Raw genomic sequence first — 11,566 nt, 5'->3', positions numbered from 1 at the left:
CTCGCGAAGAGGTGAAGTGGCGATTCTCATATTCCACGTGCTGACTCCATCCCACGCCTTCACTAAACCTGCATGCAGGCAGGCGAATATTGCTGTGGATAAAGTCGATGTGGCATAAGCTCTAAGTATGGGCGAACTACTGCTGGTGCTGTTGCCTGCAATTATCCTGGTGGCGCTCATCTGGGGTCTGATGACGGCCTTGAGCCCGCGGGACGCCGGCATGTCCGACGCGGAAAAGTATCAGCGGGACCTGGCCGAGCGGTCGGCCAGGCACTATGCAGCACAGGTCGAAGCCGCCACGGCTGCACGGGCCCGCATCGAGGCCAGGACCCACCGGTCTCCCAACGCCCCGCAACATGACACGGGCAGCCAGGTCTGGCCCCGGCCGGAACATAGATAGAACGGTTTGAGAACGATGGAATCGCTTGTGGTCCCTGTCCTTATCCTCCTCGCCGTGGTTGCAGGCGTCGCCCTGGCTGTCCGTGTGCTGGGCAAAAGGAAGGCCACGCGGGATGCCGTACCCGTACAGCCGGCGGCAACCTCAGCGGAACTGGCCCGGGCGGCAGCCGCCAAGTTGTCCGAAAACGAGCACCGGCGGCTCTACGCGCTCATCGCGCAGGGACAGGCGATGGCCGCAATCAAGCTGTACTACGAGATCACTGGCGACGGCCTGCGCGCCTCCCGCGACGCCATCGGGGCGCTGGCGGCCCATCCCCAGCCCTACCGGAGCCCTGAGACCCCTGCGGCGCCGGAGGAGGATGACGACGACGAGCCCCAGCGGTTCCCGTACCGCTACCGGGCCATCGCCAGCAAGGGCGACGTGACCCGTGAGGTCAGCAGCAACATGCTCAACGACGAGATCTACGGCAGGATCCGCACCCTGGCCCGGAACGGGGACCGGGAAGCCGCAGCCACGGCGCTGACAAGGCACTCGGACATCTCAATGAAGCAGGCACGGGAGTTCATCGAGCTGCTGGACGACTAGGTGCGCCGGCGGCCTGCCGCACCTAGAAGTCGAACAGCTCGCCCAGCCAGCCTTCATTCTTTTTGCGCCGGCGGCGGTCATGGTCCCGGTCGTACCCCTGCTTGCCGTACTTGCGGTCGTCATAGCGCGGCTGGCTCCGCCCGGGATCGAAGTTGGGGTAGAGCGGCGGCGGGGTGGAGCCCGGGGCCGGCGTTGCCGGCCGGGCGGGCGCGGGGCCAGGCATCATGTCCTGGGCGCGGTCCAGGATCTTGTCCAGCTCGCCACGGTCCAGCCATACACCCCGGCACTGCGGACAGTAGTCGATTTCCACCCCGCTGCGCTCGGTCATGAGCAGGTCCACGGAATCCACGGGACACTTCATGTTCCGCCTAACGACCGGGGCGTCCGGATGGTTCGTTCAAAGGCCGACCGTCAGCGGTTGCCCGAAATCCCGGCCAGCAGCTGTTCGAAGGGCAGGGACTCCATGGGGGCGGGCTTGCGGCCGGGCTGCGGCCCGTCGAGCAGCCCGGCGAACTCGCCGGCCGCGCGTTCGATGCGGTCCGCAAGGAAGGACCCGCCGTCGTCCGCCGTGCCCCAATCCTGGGGACCGGCGAAAACACCCGTGGCTGTGATGCGTGTGCGCAGGTAGCTGAAGAGCGGCCTCAGGGCGTAGTCCAGGACCATCTGGTGGCGGTCGGTCCCGCCGGTGGCGCCGAGCAGGACTGCCTTGCCGTCCAGGGACTTGGGATCGAGGACATCGAAGAACGATTTGAACAGGCCGCTGTAGGAAGCGCTGAAGACAGGCGTGACGGCGATGATGCCGTCGGAGGCCTCCACCCCGGCGATGACCTCGGCGAGGCCGGGGGCGGCATAGCCGGTTACGAAGTTGTTGGCGATATCCACGGCCACGTCACGGAGTTCGACGACGTCGACCGTCACGTCATACCCCGCTGCCGCCAGCTGCCGCCGCGCGGAGGCCGCGAGCTGATCAGCCAACAGGCGGCTTGACGAGGGGACGCCGAGACCGGCGGACAGGACTGTGACGCGGCGGGTTTCCATGGCATTCTCCTATTGCTCGCTTATCATCGTACATGCATTTGCATCTACCTTCTGAACTGCGGGTGCAGCGGAAGTATTCCCGCCCCCGATCTGGCACACCAGGGGCGGAGCCGCGGCAGCCCTAGAGCCTCAACGTTCCCCTGATGCAGGTGGTGGAATTCCCGCCCACCCTGAGTCCGCCGGAGTCGGCCTTGATGTGGATCCGGCCGGCCGGCCAAGCAAAGATCCCTGCGCTGCCACGTAATCGCGGGGCCCTGCCGGCGTTGAAGCTGCCGGTCACTGGGTCCTCCAGCATTGCATCGCCGGGAATGAACGCACGCACTTCAAAGTCGGCGTCCGCCCCCGGCCCCATGTGCGCCAATGACCCCCACCTTCAGTTTGCCCATCGCCGCCAAGTCCGGATCAAGGGCGAGGACCTGGCCTGCGGACCGCAGCAGCACACCGATCCATTCGGGGCCGTTCACCAGCCATGAAGCAGCGAGGATATCCGCCTCGGACAGGCACAGCGCCTAAGCCAACTGCCGTTTCAGCACAGCGTCCACCGGTTCGTACCGCGTGAGCGGGGGTGCTGCGAAAGCCAGCCGACCGCCGTCGTGCTTTATCCGCACCAGACCTGCGCCGCATTCCTGCACCACGTAGCCCTCCTCCCTCGGATTACCGCCGGAATCAAGCCAGGCATGCGCAGAACCCAGCGTAGGATGTCCGGCGAAGGGGAACTCCTCGCTCCCGGTGAAGATGCGTACGCGGTAGTCGGCGCGGGAATCGGCAGGCGGCAGCAGGAACGTGTTTTCGGACCGCTGCAGGCTACCACCGGCCGCGAAGGCAACGGCACGGACACAAAAGACCCCCGCCGCCGGAATCCGGCAGCGGGGGTCTCCTTATGCAGCAGCAGTAAAAACTACTTGCCAGCCACCACGTCGAGCTCGATTACCGCGGCGACGTCCTCGTGCAGACGGACGTTGGCCTGGTAGGTACCAACCGACTTGATGTGGGCAGGCAGCTCGACCTTGCGCTTGTCGATCTTGCCAAGGCCTGCGGCCTCAACAGCGTCAGCGACGTCGCCCTGCTTGACGGTGCCGAAGAGGCGTCCGGTCTCGCCGGCCTTGACGACCAGCTGGACAGGCTTGGACTGCAGTGCGGCGGCCTGCTTCTGAGCGTCTTCCAGGGAAGCGTGCTCGCGGGCAGCGCGGGCAGCCTTGATGGACTCAACCTGCTTCTCGCCGCCCTTCGACCAGGTCAGGGCGAAGTTGCGGGGCAGCAGGTAGTTACGTGCGTAACCGTCCTTGACCTCGACAACATCGCCAGCAGCACCGAGACCGGTTACTTCGTGGGTCAGAATGAGCTTTGCCATGTTAGTTAATCCCTTCCTTAGCCGCGGCCAGCGCCGGAGTAAGGCAGCAGAGCAACTTCGCGGGCGTTCTTGATTGCCTGGGCGATCTTGCGCTGTTCCTGGACCGTGACGCCGGTGACGCGACGGGCGCGGATCTTGCCGCGGTCGGAGATGAACTTGCGCAGCAATGCTACGTCCTTGTAGTCGATGACAGTGATGTCAGCGGCCTTCAAGGGGTTGGACTTTGGTTTGGGCTTACGGAGTTCAGCCTTAGCCATCGTGGAGCTCCTATTCTTTGGAGCCCGTGGATTGTGATCCACGGGATGGTGGTGGTCCGACGGCGGCAGCCGCCCAGGTGCCGTAAGGCGCCTGCTGCGGTCCCGGCGTCGGGCCGTTATTGGTTGTTAGAAGGGAGGTTCGGAATCGGGGCCGTTGCCCCAGCCGCCTGCGCTGGAGACGCCGGGCGTAGCCCAGGGATCGTCCTGTGCAGCCTGCTGGTTGCCGCCGCCCCAGCCCCCACCGGAGTTGCCGCCCTGGTTTCCGCCAGGGTTGCCGCCTCCGAAGCCACCGCCGCTGTTGCCGCCGCCAAAACCGCCCTGTCCGCCTGAGCGCTGGGTGCGGTTTACCTTGGCATTGGCGTAGCGCAGGCTGGGGCCGATTTCTTCGACCTCAAGCTCAATGACAGTGCGCTTTTCGCCTTCTTTGGTTTCGTAGGAACGGCTCTTCAACCGGCCGGTCACGATGACGCGTGTGCCCTTGGTCAGGGATTCCGCGACGTTCTCGGCAGCTTCACGCCAGACTGCAGCGCGGAGGAACAGGGTTTCCCCGTCCTTCCACTCGTTGGACTGTCGGTCAAAGGTGCGCGGAGTGGAAGCGATGGTGAAGTTCGCTACTGCCGAACCGGACGGTGTGAACCGCAATTCCGGGTCATTGGTGAGGTTACCGATGACCGTAATGGTGGTTTCGCCTGCCATCTACTGCCTCCTTGTTCGAGCCTTATGGGTGAAGAGTGCGTTTCCTGCGGGGTAAAGATTGAAGTTCGGCGCCGAGATTACTCAGCAACAACCTTCTGCTCTTCGGGGCGGATGATCTTGGTGCGCATGATGGTCTCGTTCAGAGACAGCTGGCGGTCAAGTTCCTTGGCGGTGTCCGGCGTGGCGGTGAAGTTAACCACGGCGTAGATACCTTCGGACTTCTTCTTGATGTCGTAAGCCAGACGGCGACGGCCCCAGATGTCAACCTTTTCGATGGTTCCACCATCGTTGGTGATGACGTTCAGGAACTTCTGAAGCGACGGCTCAACGGTACGCTCTTCGACCTCGGGGTCGATGATTACCATCAATTCGTAAGGACGCATATGTGAACCCACCTCCTTTGGGCTAAGCGGTTACGGTCTTTCCGTAACAGGAGGTTCATTTGCGATGCTGTGCAAAGCCCCGCCGCCGGAATGGAGGCAGGACGCAGCACAGACTTCAATATCTTAGTGCATTTGGGCCGGTTAGGCGATTTGTGCTTGACTTTGAGCCTAGCGGCTATTCGGGACGGGCATGTGCCCACGCGCGGCTATGTGGAAAACCTCCCGGCGGCAGCTCCGGTGGCACCGCGGGAGGCTATAGGTTCACCACGCGTCCGGCCGCCAGTACCGCAGACCGCCACTGATGCTGCCGTCCTCCGCGACCTCCACCAGGGCATACGGGAACGCCCGCTGGTCCGCCTGGTCGGGCCCGTGGCCGCGCACGTCCGAGCTCCACGTACCGGTGTTGATGTACCGGGTGGGGCAGTCCTCAAGGGGCGATTCGAGGGCGCGGTGGGTGTGGGCCGAGATATACCAGGGCACTGCCACACCATGCGACTGCAGTGTCCTTGCGACCCGGCCAGCTGCAGCCGGCGCATGTTCCCTGGCGATGCTGCGGCCTGCCGCCGCCAGCGCCATACGGGTCGCGGCAACAGGGAGCGCCGAGACGGTCCGGAACCGGGACAGGCGCGCGAGGTCCCGGACTGCCTCCCCGTCAAGCCCGAGCCGCTCGGACTCCAGTTGCAGCAACTCGTCGTACGCGAGTCCCCGGATACGGCGCTCGGCCTGCTCGGATAGAAGGCACGCCCGGGCAAGGGCTCCGGCACGGCTCAGGGCCGGCTTGGTTGCGTGGGCATGCCAGGCGGCAAGCGGCGCGAGGCCCAGCTCGTCAGTGCCGTTGACGGCGGTGCGGAGCACCTCGGGTATCCGGTGCAGCGCGTGGTGCTGATGCCCGTGTTCGGCCACGAGCACACCGGGGACGTGCAGGAACCAGGGGTGCACCCTGACCCGGCCGGGGTCGGCCGGTGACAGCGACACCGACAGGCGGTCCGCCACGGAGGGGCGTGCCAGCTCCACGTCGTGGTTGCCGCACATGAAGTGGAGCTGGACGCCGCGTGCCGTACACTCCCTCAGTGCCCGGAGCGCCTCCTGATGGAAATTGAGAATGGACTCCAGCCGGGCCAGGCTCTCATCCTCGCCCAGCCCGGCGAGTTCGAAAGAGTCTCCGACAAAGACGACGTGCTGCCCGGGACCGGAAGCGGCGGGCACGTTCCGCTGCAGGAAACCGGGAAGGACTTTGCCCGGGGACCTGGGGTCCTCGTCTGAGTTGTCCAGGTGGAGGTCGCTGACAAGCCACCACTGCACTGCGGGGCTCACAGGAGCAGATCCAGCAGGCGTGGAACGAAGAGGAGCAGGAACACTGCCCACAGGACGACGACAACTTTGCGGTTGATTGTGAGACCCAGGAGCCGTGGGCGTGCGGGCTGCGTGCTGTCCTGTCCCACAAACTGGACCTCGAGGGCAACAAGGGTGAAGAACAGGATGCCAGCTGCGATCAGTCCTGCCAACTCGATCATTGTGCAACCTCCTTTCGTGTCCGTGCCGTATCCTGCCAGGCACGCGCCACACAGGCGAGGACTGTGATCAGGCCCATGGCCAGGACACATGCCTGCCAGGACCACACCGCCAGGTAGAACATTCCCAGCGACACCGCCGTGAGTGTTGCGAGGCCGAGCGCCAAGGCCAGCAGCGCTGCGGGTGCGGGGTCGGTCACCGGCAGGAGCCGGGCCAGCGCCACGCCCGGGAGCAGGATGAGGACCCCCAGTGCGGCAACGGCCTGCAGCGGCGCGGGCAGCCCGGCAATTGTCACCAGCGACAGTGCAACGGCAGCGAGCCCGATCGCCAGGGTCTGGCTTTTGAGAGCGCCGCTCATGGCACTACCCGGTATACGCGTGCGTCGGCGTTGCTCAAGACCAGTTCCACGCCGTCCTGGGCTTTGAACCACTGTTCCATCTCCTGCATGTTGTTGGTGGTGCTGTCACCCTGGAGCACCAGGCTTGCCTCTGTTGAACGCATGAGCACTACAAACCCGCCCGCAGGGTTATTTCGTGCGTAGTTGTAGAAGGTCGGGCCGCAGGTTGCCGCGGTGAGGTCCTGCCGGCACAGGTCTTCGATCGCCCGGTGCTGGTGCTCAAGGTAAGTCCCAGTGCGCCAGGGCGTCGGGTGGGCAGCCGAGAGGATTGCCGCTCCAGGTGGCGCCATGCTTTCCGCGGCGGCAATAGCTGCCATCTCATTGTCCGTGAAGACGTCATACCGCGCGTTCCCGAACCGGCCCGTCACCGTCATCGCAGCCAGCAGGCAAAAGATAAGCACCAGGGCCCCTGCGGTCTTGAAGGAGGGGCGGGTGCTGCACTGTTTGGGAAGCAAGGCTGAAGACGCGAGCAGCGCGATGAAAGGCAGTGCGAACAGCGACACGCGGATGAGCATCTCCCCTCCGTACATTTGCGACGGGAAGAGCAGCATCGGGCTGACGGCGAAGAGGACTACCCGGATGTCGAGCCGCCTCCTGCGCCAGTCCCGCACGGCACCCGCAAGGGCGAGGAGCCACAGCAGGACTGTGAGCACTACCCGGACCTGTACCACAAAGACGTGCCCGGGGGTTCCGCTCACGCGCTCAGCGACGTTCGACTCGACTGCGGCCGACAGTCCTGCGTCCTCCATCGGCGGGTGCCCGATAAGGTACGTGCTCGCGGGATAGACCAGCCAAAGTACCAGCAAAATAGCGGTGATCAGGGGCAGCCGGCCGGGCCACACCCGTCCGCTGAGGGTGAGCACGGTAATGGTGATGAGCAACATGAATGGCGTCAGCTGGTGGCTGGCGCAGATCACCGTGACGAGCAGGATTACTGCCGCGAGGGCGCCCACGCGGAACCCTGGCCGGTGTTCCGAAGGCGAGCGCTCCCGCCACCACGCCGCAAGATCCGATGGCCGGAATCCCCGGAACCTCGAAGGCCGCGCAGCCAACGGACCGATCAACAGCACGGCCACAACGAGGTACAGGAAGAAGCCGAAGGCCTGGGGGGACAGGTAGTCCTGGTCCTGCCAGTTTCCGAGGCAGAATATCCACAACACGAGCCAGCGTCGTCGCGGGTCCTGCGTCAGGTAGCGCATCAGCACTGCCACAGCTACGAGCCACAGACCCACGTTGAACACAGGTGCCCAAAGGGCAACGGTCAGGGGATCGAGGCCGGTTGCCTGGAGCACCGTCGCCAGGAGGGCAAAGAAGCCGGGCCAGTTGAAGTAGGCGTCGATGTTCGGATCCACTGCCCCCGTGCCCCCGAGGGCGTCTGCGATGCCAAGGTGCCGGAATGCGACCTCACCGCGCGGAACATCCGTTACGAACGCTGCGGCTCCAAAGAGCACGAGCACCTGCACCGCGAGGAGCCACATCATCACCGGCCGGCTCGCGGGTCCCGTGGCGTCGCCCCGCAGCGCCACAACGAAGGTGACGTTCAGAAGAAGTAGCCCGACCCAGTACGGGTAGGGAAGTACTGCCACGAGCCCCAGGTCGCTGTTAACGGGCAGAACCACGCTGGCAGCGGCCCCGACGGCGAGGACCAGCGACGCAAGGCCGGCAAGGGCGCACCATACATCGCGTAGCTTCAGCCGTTTATCAGTGCGGGTGGTTGGAACGAGCGTACTGGTCATGTCATCTCCTTTTTGACGCGCCGGAGGATGGCGAGCAACCGAATGCCCACAGCCAGGGCTCCTGTTGAGAGCACAACCAGCCACGTCAGCGCCATATCACTGGCACCCCTTTCGGCGGCCGAGAGCGCTGCGGTGCAGAGGGCGACTGCGAGGACCACGCCCACCGTGATGGCTTCCGCATAGCGGCGGCGCGCGCGGCACACGGCGTTGTAGGCCTGCAGTACGGCATAAGCAATCACACCGGCCGCCAACCACCGCAGGGCGCCGGTGGAGGCTTCGGCGTAACGGTGGCCCAACAGGTGGAGCAGCGGGCGGGCGAAGACAATGAGGACGACGGCGGCGAGGCCTCCGATGGCGAGCGACCACCGAAGGGTCGACCACGTGGTGGCCACGAGGCGGCCAGGCTCGCGGACACCCTCCGAGAACTGGACTATGCCCATAAGCATTGGGGCGGTGTAAGCCGCCCATGCCATCATCCATGCCGGATACCAGTAGGCCGCGGCCTCGGGCGCCACCATGTGCGCAAGCAGGGGCGGTAACAGCAGGCCCGGGGCGCGCTCGGTCAGGGTGAGGAGCTGGTTTGGAATGCCCACTGCCAGCAGCGGACGTCCGCGCGCCGGGTGCAGTGACGGCCGGGGCCGGTAGCCCACGAGCCTCCTCAACTGGACCAGACCAACGATGCACGTGAGGGCGTTGCCGATGGTCCAGCAGGCCAGCAGCACGTCGGCCGAGGCGCCGTGCCACTGCCAGGCCACAAATGACACAGCCGCGAGTGACACCAAACCGCCCAGCGTGTACCTCAGGGTGGCAGTGGCACCGCGGCCCAGGGCCACCAGCGCCTGGTCCAGTACGGTGCCCAGCGTCCCGGTGACGGCGGCAAAGACAAACATCAGCCAGAAGAGCACCGAGACCGATGCCGTGACCGGAGCCACGACCAACTCCAGCAGGAGATAGCCGAGGGCAAGAACAGTACTGGCTACCGCCACGATGGCGATCGCAGCATCCAGCACCCGCGCCGGAGGTTCCCCCCGCCCCACCGAAACGATCACTGCCGACCCGGCGCCCAGCACCGCAAGCTGGGCACAGATCAACACCGCCGAAACCGCGGCCGTGGTGAGCCCGACCTCTCGGTCCGACGCCGCGTGTGCGGCCACTACCCAGAAGGCGAAACCCGAGCCCGTCTGCGCTCCTTTCGCCAGGATGAGGCCAAAGGAGCTCCGCAGTGGAGAGTGGCGGACGGGCATGCCATCCACATCGGGTTTTCCTCTGACGATGCTCACGAGGAGATGCCCTTGACCACGCCCGCGTAGTTGTACCAGCAGAAGGCAGCGTAGTAACGCAACCAGCGGGGTTGGCCCTTGACCAGGCTCAGGGCACTTCCCCGGACTGCCGCAGCGGCCGGAAGCAAGGCAAGTCTTGCGCCACGCCAGCCGTGCTTGCGGATCATTTTGCCCAGTCCCGTGCCGTCCATCATGAACTGGTCGAGGGCAAAGTCGAAGTCATCTGCGGCGAAGCGGTGTTCGACGGCCACCCGCCGCGACACACCTGTCCGCAGCCCCGAGTTCCGCATCCGCCAGCGCAGCTCGATGTCCTCGCCCGACTTGAACGAGTCGTCGAAGCCCAGGCTCAGCATGAGTTCGCGGTCCACGATTGTGGCCACCAGCCCGAACCAGTTGCGGCTCCGGCCGGTGCGGTGGTGATGGGCAAGTGCCTGTCCCCAGTAACCCGGCCCGGCGACGCTCTCGAGACCGGCCTGGAGGGCGTCGTAGCCGTCTTCCTCCAGTTCAGCGAGCAGTTCCGCCACACCGGTGGGGCTGAACACGACGTCGGCGTCGACGAGCAGGACCCACGGGGTGTTGCTGTTTTTCACTCCCAGGGTCCTGGCCCACGGGAGGCCGCGTCCCTCATCGCTCAGGACCCGCGCACCGGCGGATCGGGCGATCTCGACTGTACGGTCGGTGGACAAGCCGTCCACCACGATGATTTCCGCAACACCGGTCCGGCGCAGGGCATCCAGGCACTCCGGGAGCAGGTGTTCGGCGTTACGGGCCGGAACGACGGCGGTGACGTTGGCAGGGCTGTAACCCACTGTGCCTCACCCCTCAGGCCTGGTCGTCAAGGATCGACGGCAACAGTTCCTCAAGATGCCGGACAATGTCGTCCGACGCCTCGTCCGCAGAGTATGCGGAGGGAACCTGGAGCAGGTGGCACGGACGGCCGTCCAGCGCTTTGTCCAGCACAAGCCCCTTGGCTGCGAAGTGCTCGCGCCATGGCACAACGGACGTCGCCGCCAGGCCCGTCACAACGCGCTGAGAGAAGCCCGCCATCTCGATATGGAAGTTGCCGATCATGCGGTCGACCATCCAGTCGTTCGTCTTTTCGACGATCCGGGTGCGTGAGCCCTCGTAGCGTTCGACGTAGACGGCGGCGGCGAGCGGAGCCGAGGTGGTCACTGCCCGTCCCGGGAAGGCGGCGGATGCGTCAACCATGCGGTGCTCCGGCGACCATTTGCGGGAGAAATCGGCCAGCCGGGGATAGCGGATGACGTACGGGTGCACCACCGTGGTGAGCCGGCCGACGCTGTGCGAGAGCCGGGACGGGACGAGGGGCTTGCGGACACCTTCGAACAGGTGGGGATAGATGGCGCGGTGGTGCGGCTTAATGAACATCGGCTTTGCGTAGCCCAGCAGGGTGGCGTCCTCGGCGAGGAAAGCCCAGTCGTCGCCCATGAATGACCACCCCTCGCGGCGCATCAGCTTGGCGGCGGTGCTCGTCTTGCCGGTCCCGCCTGCAGCAGGCAGTGCCACGGCGTGGCCCTTGTAGGCCATGGTTGCGGCATGAATCATTGCGGCGCCCCGTTCCACCATGGCCGCGTCGAGGACAGGTACCACGGAGGTCAACAGCTCGCCTGGGCCATGAATACGCCACTGGTCCGCGTCCCTCACCACCTGGACCCGGTCGGCGTTGAAGCGCACGCTGGCCTCCGTGTACGCAAGATCGTGCTCCAGCAGGCCTGCATCCGGCATCGGCTCCGGCCGGTCATCCACCACGATCTGGGCGGGCCGTTCGGCGTCGGTGGCGAAGCACGCCAACATGGTCTTGAGCTGATGAGCCGCCGGTGCTTCTGCGTCGACGCTGATCGTGACGCGGCCGTGGATGTCGAAGTTCAACGCTTTGGTCTGCCTGGTACGCATGTTTTGTCCCCTTGTCG

At 65.4% G+C, this 11,566-nt stretch carries 16 protein-coding genes; 2 read left to right on the top strand and 14 right to left on the bottom strand.

Annotated features, from left to right (window positions below; all coding sequences use genetic code 11):
- Positions 1 to 127: 127 nt before the first annotated feature.
- Positions 128 to 400 (top strand): hypothetical protein, encoded by a 273-nt coding sequence (locus tag FDW83_RS08020; RefSeq protein ID WP_138137265.1) that lies wholly within the window; start codon positions 128 to 130, stop codon positions 398 to 400.
- 15 nt (positions 401 to 415) lie between these two features.
- Complete coding sequence (locus FDW83_RS08015; RefSeq protein WP_138137509.1) at positions 416 to 985, top strand: hypothetical protein; 570 nt, start codon at positions 416 to 418, stop codon at positions 983 to 985.
- 22 nt (positions 986 to 1,007) lie between these two features.
- On the opposite strand, the gene FDW83_RS08010 is transcribed toward FDW83_RS08015, so the two are convergent.
- The 14 genes from FDW83_RS08010 to FDW83_RS07945 all read right to left on the bottom strand — a co-directional run bounded on the left by FDW83_RS08010 (position 1,008) and on the right by FDW83_RS07945 (position 11,549).
- Positions 1,008 to 1,346: a zf-TFIIB domain-containing protein gene (locus tag FDW83_RS08010; RefSeq protein ID WP_171027491.1), complete on the bottom strand. Its 339-nt coding sequence runs from the start codon at positions 1,344 to 1,346 to the stop codon at positions 1,008 to 1,010.
- A gap of 50 nt (positions 1,347 to 1,396) precedes the next feature.
- Positions 1,397 to 2,023 carry an FMN reductase gene (locus FDW83_RS08005; RefSeq protein ID WP_138137263.1) on the bottom strand — a complete coding sequence of 209 codons (627 nt, stop codon included), beginning with the start codon at positions 2,021 to 2,023 and terminating at the stop codon, positions 1,397 to 1,399.
- 509 nt (positions 2,024 to 2,532) lie between these two features.
- A complete protein-coding gene (locus FDW83_RS19415) occupies positions 2,533 to 2,799 on the bottom strand; it encodes a PhzF family phenazine biosynthesis protein (RefSeq protein ID WP_240720910.1) in 267 nt (88 codons plus the stop codon).
- 122 nt (positions 2,800 to 2,921) lie between these two features.
- On the bottom strand, positions 2,922 to 3,374 hold the full coding sequence (gene rplI / locus FDW83_RS07995; RefSeq protein ID WP_138137261.1) for a 50S ribosomal protein L9: 453 nt from the start codon (positions 3,372 to 3,374) through the stop codon (positions 2,922 to 2,924).
- Positions 3,375 to 3,391: 17 nt separating this feature from the next.
- Positions 3,392 to 3,631, bottom strand: a complete 240-nt coding sequence (rpsR, locus tag FDW83_RS07990; RefSeq protein WP_003800144.1) for a 30S ribosomal protein S18 — start codon at positions 3,629 to 3,631, stop codon at positions 3,392 to 3,394.
- A gap of 126 nt (positions 3,632 to 3,757) precedes the next feature.
- On the bottom strand, positions 3,758 to 4,327 hold the full coding sequence (locus FDW83_RS07985) for a single-stranded DNA-binding protein (RefSeq protein ID WP_138137259.1): 570 nt from the start codon (positions 4,325 to 4,327) through the stop codon (positions 3,758 to 3,760).
- A 77-nt stretch (positions 4,328 to 4,404) separates the two neighbouring features.
- Positions 4,405 to 4,710 carry a 30S ribosomal protein S6 gene (rpsF, locus tag FDW83_RS07980; protein ID WP_138137257.1) on the bottom strand — a complete coding sequence of 102 codons (306 nt, stop codon included), beginning with the start codon at positions 4,708 to 4,710 and terminating at the stop codon, positions 4,405 to 4,407.
- Between the two features lie 261 nt (positions 4,711 to 4,971).
- The gene (locus FDW83_RS07975; protein ID WP_138137255.1) at positions 4,972 to 6,024 is read right to left on the bottom strand and encodes a hypothetical protein; all 1,053 of its coding nucleotides are present in this window, start codon (positions 6,022 to 6,024) and stop codon (positions 4,972 to 4,974) included.
- Positions 6,021 to 6,224 (bottom strand): hypothetical protein, encoded by a 204-nt coding sequence (locus tag FDW83_RS07970; RefSeq protein WP_138137253.1) that lies wholly within the window; start codon positions 6,222 to 6,224, stop codon positions 6,021 to 6,023. Before FDW83_RS07970 ends, FDW83_RS07975 begins: the two co-directional genes overlap by 4 nt.
- Positions 6,221 to 6,580: a hypothetical protein gene (locus FDW83_RS07965; RefSeq protein WP_138137251.1), complete on the bottom strand. Its 360-nt coding sequence runs from the start codon at positions 6,578 to 6,580 to the stop codon at positions 6,221 to 6,223. The genes FDW83_RS07970 and FDW83_RS07965 overlap by 4 nt, the downstream gene beginning before the upstream one ends.
- Positions 6,577 to 8,355, bottom strand: coding sequence for a glycosyltransferase (locus tag FDW83_RS07960; protein WP_138137249.1), 1,779 nt, complete (start codon positions 8,353 to 8,355; stop codon positions 6,577 to 6,579). The genes FDW83_RS07965 and FDW83_RS07960 overlap by 4 nt, the downstream gene beginning before the upstream one ends.
- Entirely contained in the window at positions 8,352 to 9,635 is a 1,284-nt protein-coding gene (locus FDW83_RS07955) for a polysaccharide biosynthesis protein (protein ID WP_240720897.1), read from the bottom strand. The genes FDW83_RS07960 and FDW83_RS07955 overlap by 4 nt, the downstream gene beginning before the upstream one ends.
- Positions 9,632 to 10,444 carry a glycosyltransferase gene (locus tag FDW83_RS07950; RefSeq protein WP_138137247.1) on the bottom strand — a complete coding sequence of 271 codons (813 nt, stop codon included), beginning with the start codon at positions 10,442 to 10,444 and terminating at the stop codon, positions 9,632 to 9,634. The genes FDW83_RS07955 and FDW83_RS07950 overlap by 4 nt, the downstream gene beginning before the upstream one ends.
- A 13-nt stretch (positions 10,445 to 10,457) precedes the next feature.
- Complete coding sequence (locus tag FDW83_RS07945) at positions 10,458 to 11,549, bottom strand: hypothetical protein (RefSeq protein WP_138137245.1); 1,092 nt, start codon at positions 11,547 to 11,549, stop codon at positions 10,458 to 10,460.
- Positions 11,550 to 11,566 lie beyond the last annotated feature (17 nt).

Source organism: Pseudarthrobacter sp. NamE2 (assembly GCF_005796205.1).
In the GTDB taxonomy this organism is placed as follows: Bacteria; Actinomycetota; Actinomycetes; order Actinomycetales; family Micrococcaceae; genus Arthrobacter.
The sequence above is the reverse complement of the archived record's forward strand: the minus strand, read 5'-3'. Positions and strand labels throughout refer to the sequence as shown.

What these genes read in the sequence shown, in the direction of transcription:
- FDW83_RS08020 (WP_138137265.1), top strand. Translation starts at nt 128, where the DNA reads ATGGGCGAACTACTGCTGGTGCTGTTGCCTGCAATTATCCTGGTGGCG.
- FDW83_RS08015 (WP_138137509.1), top strand. Translation starts at nt 416, where the DNA reads ATGGAATCGCTTGTGGTCCCTGTCCTTATCCTCCTCGCCGTGGTTGCA.
- FDW83_RS08010 (WP_171027491.1), bottom strand. Translation starts at nt 1,346, where the DNA reads ATGAAGTGTCCCGTGGATTCCGTGGACCTGCTCATGACCGAGCGCAGC.
- FDW83_RS08005 (WP_138137263.1), bottom strand. Translation starts at nt 2,023, where the DNA reads ATGGAAACCCGCCGCGTCACAGTCCTGTCCGCCGGTCTCGGCGTCCCC.
- rplI (WP_138137261.1), bottom strand. Translation starts at nt 3,374, where the DNA reads ATGGCAAAGCTCATTCTGACCCACGAAGTAACCGGTCTCGGTGCTGCT.
- rpsR (WP_003800144.1), bottom strand. Translation starts at nt 3,631, where the DNA reads ATGGCTAAGGCTGAACTCCGTAAGCCCAAACCAAAGTCCAACCCCTTG.
- FDW83_RS07985 (WP_138137259.1), bottom strand. Translation starts at nt 4,327, where the DNA reads ATGGCAGGCGAAACCACCATTACGGTCATCGGTAACCTCACCAATGAC.
- rpsF (WP_138137257.1), bottom strand. Translation starts at nt 4,710, where the DNA reads ATGCGTCCTTACGAATTGATGGTAATCATCGACCCCGAGGTCGAAGAG.
- FDW83_RS07970 (WP_138137253.1), bottom strand. Translation starts at nt 6,224, where the DNA reads ATGATCGAGTTGGCAGGACTGATCGCAGCTGGCATCCTGTTCTTCACC.
- FDW83_RS07965 (WP_138137251.1), bottom strand. Translation starts at nt 6,580, where the DNA reads ATGAGCGGCGCTCTCAAAAGCCAGACCCTGGCGATCGGGCTCGCTGCC.
- FDW83_RS07960 (WP_138137249.1), bottom strand. Translation starts at nt 8,355, where the DNA reads ATGACCAGTACGCTCGTTCCAACCACCCGCACTGATAAACGGCTGAAG.
- FDW83_RS07945 (WP_138137245.1), bottom strand. Translation starts at nt 11,549, where the DNA reads ATGCGTACCAGGCAGACCAAAGCGTTGAACTTCGACATCCACGGCCGC.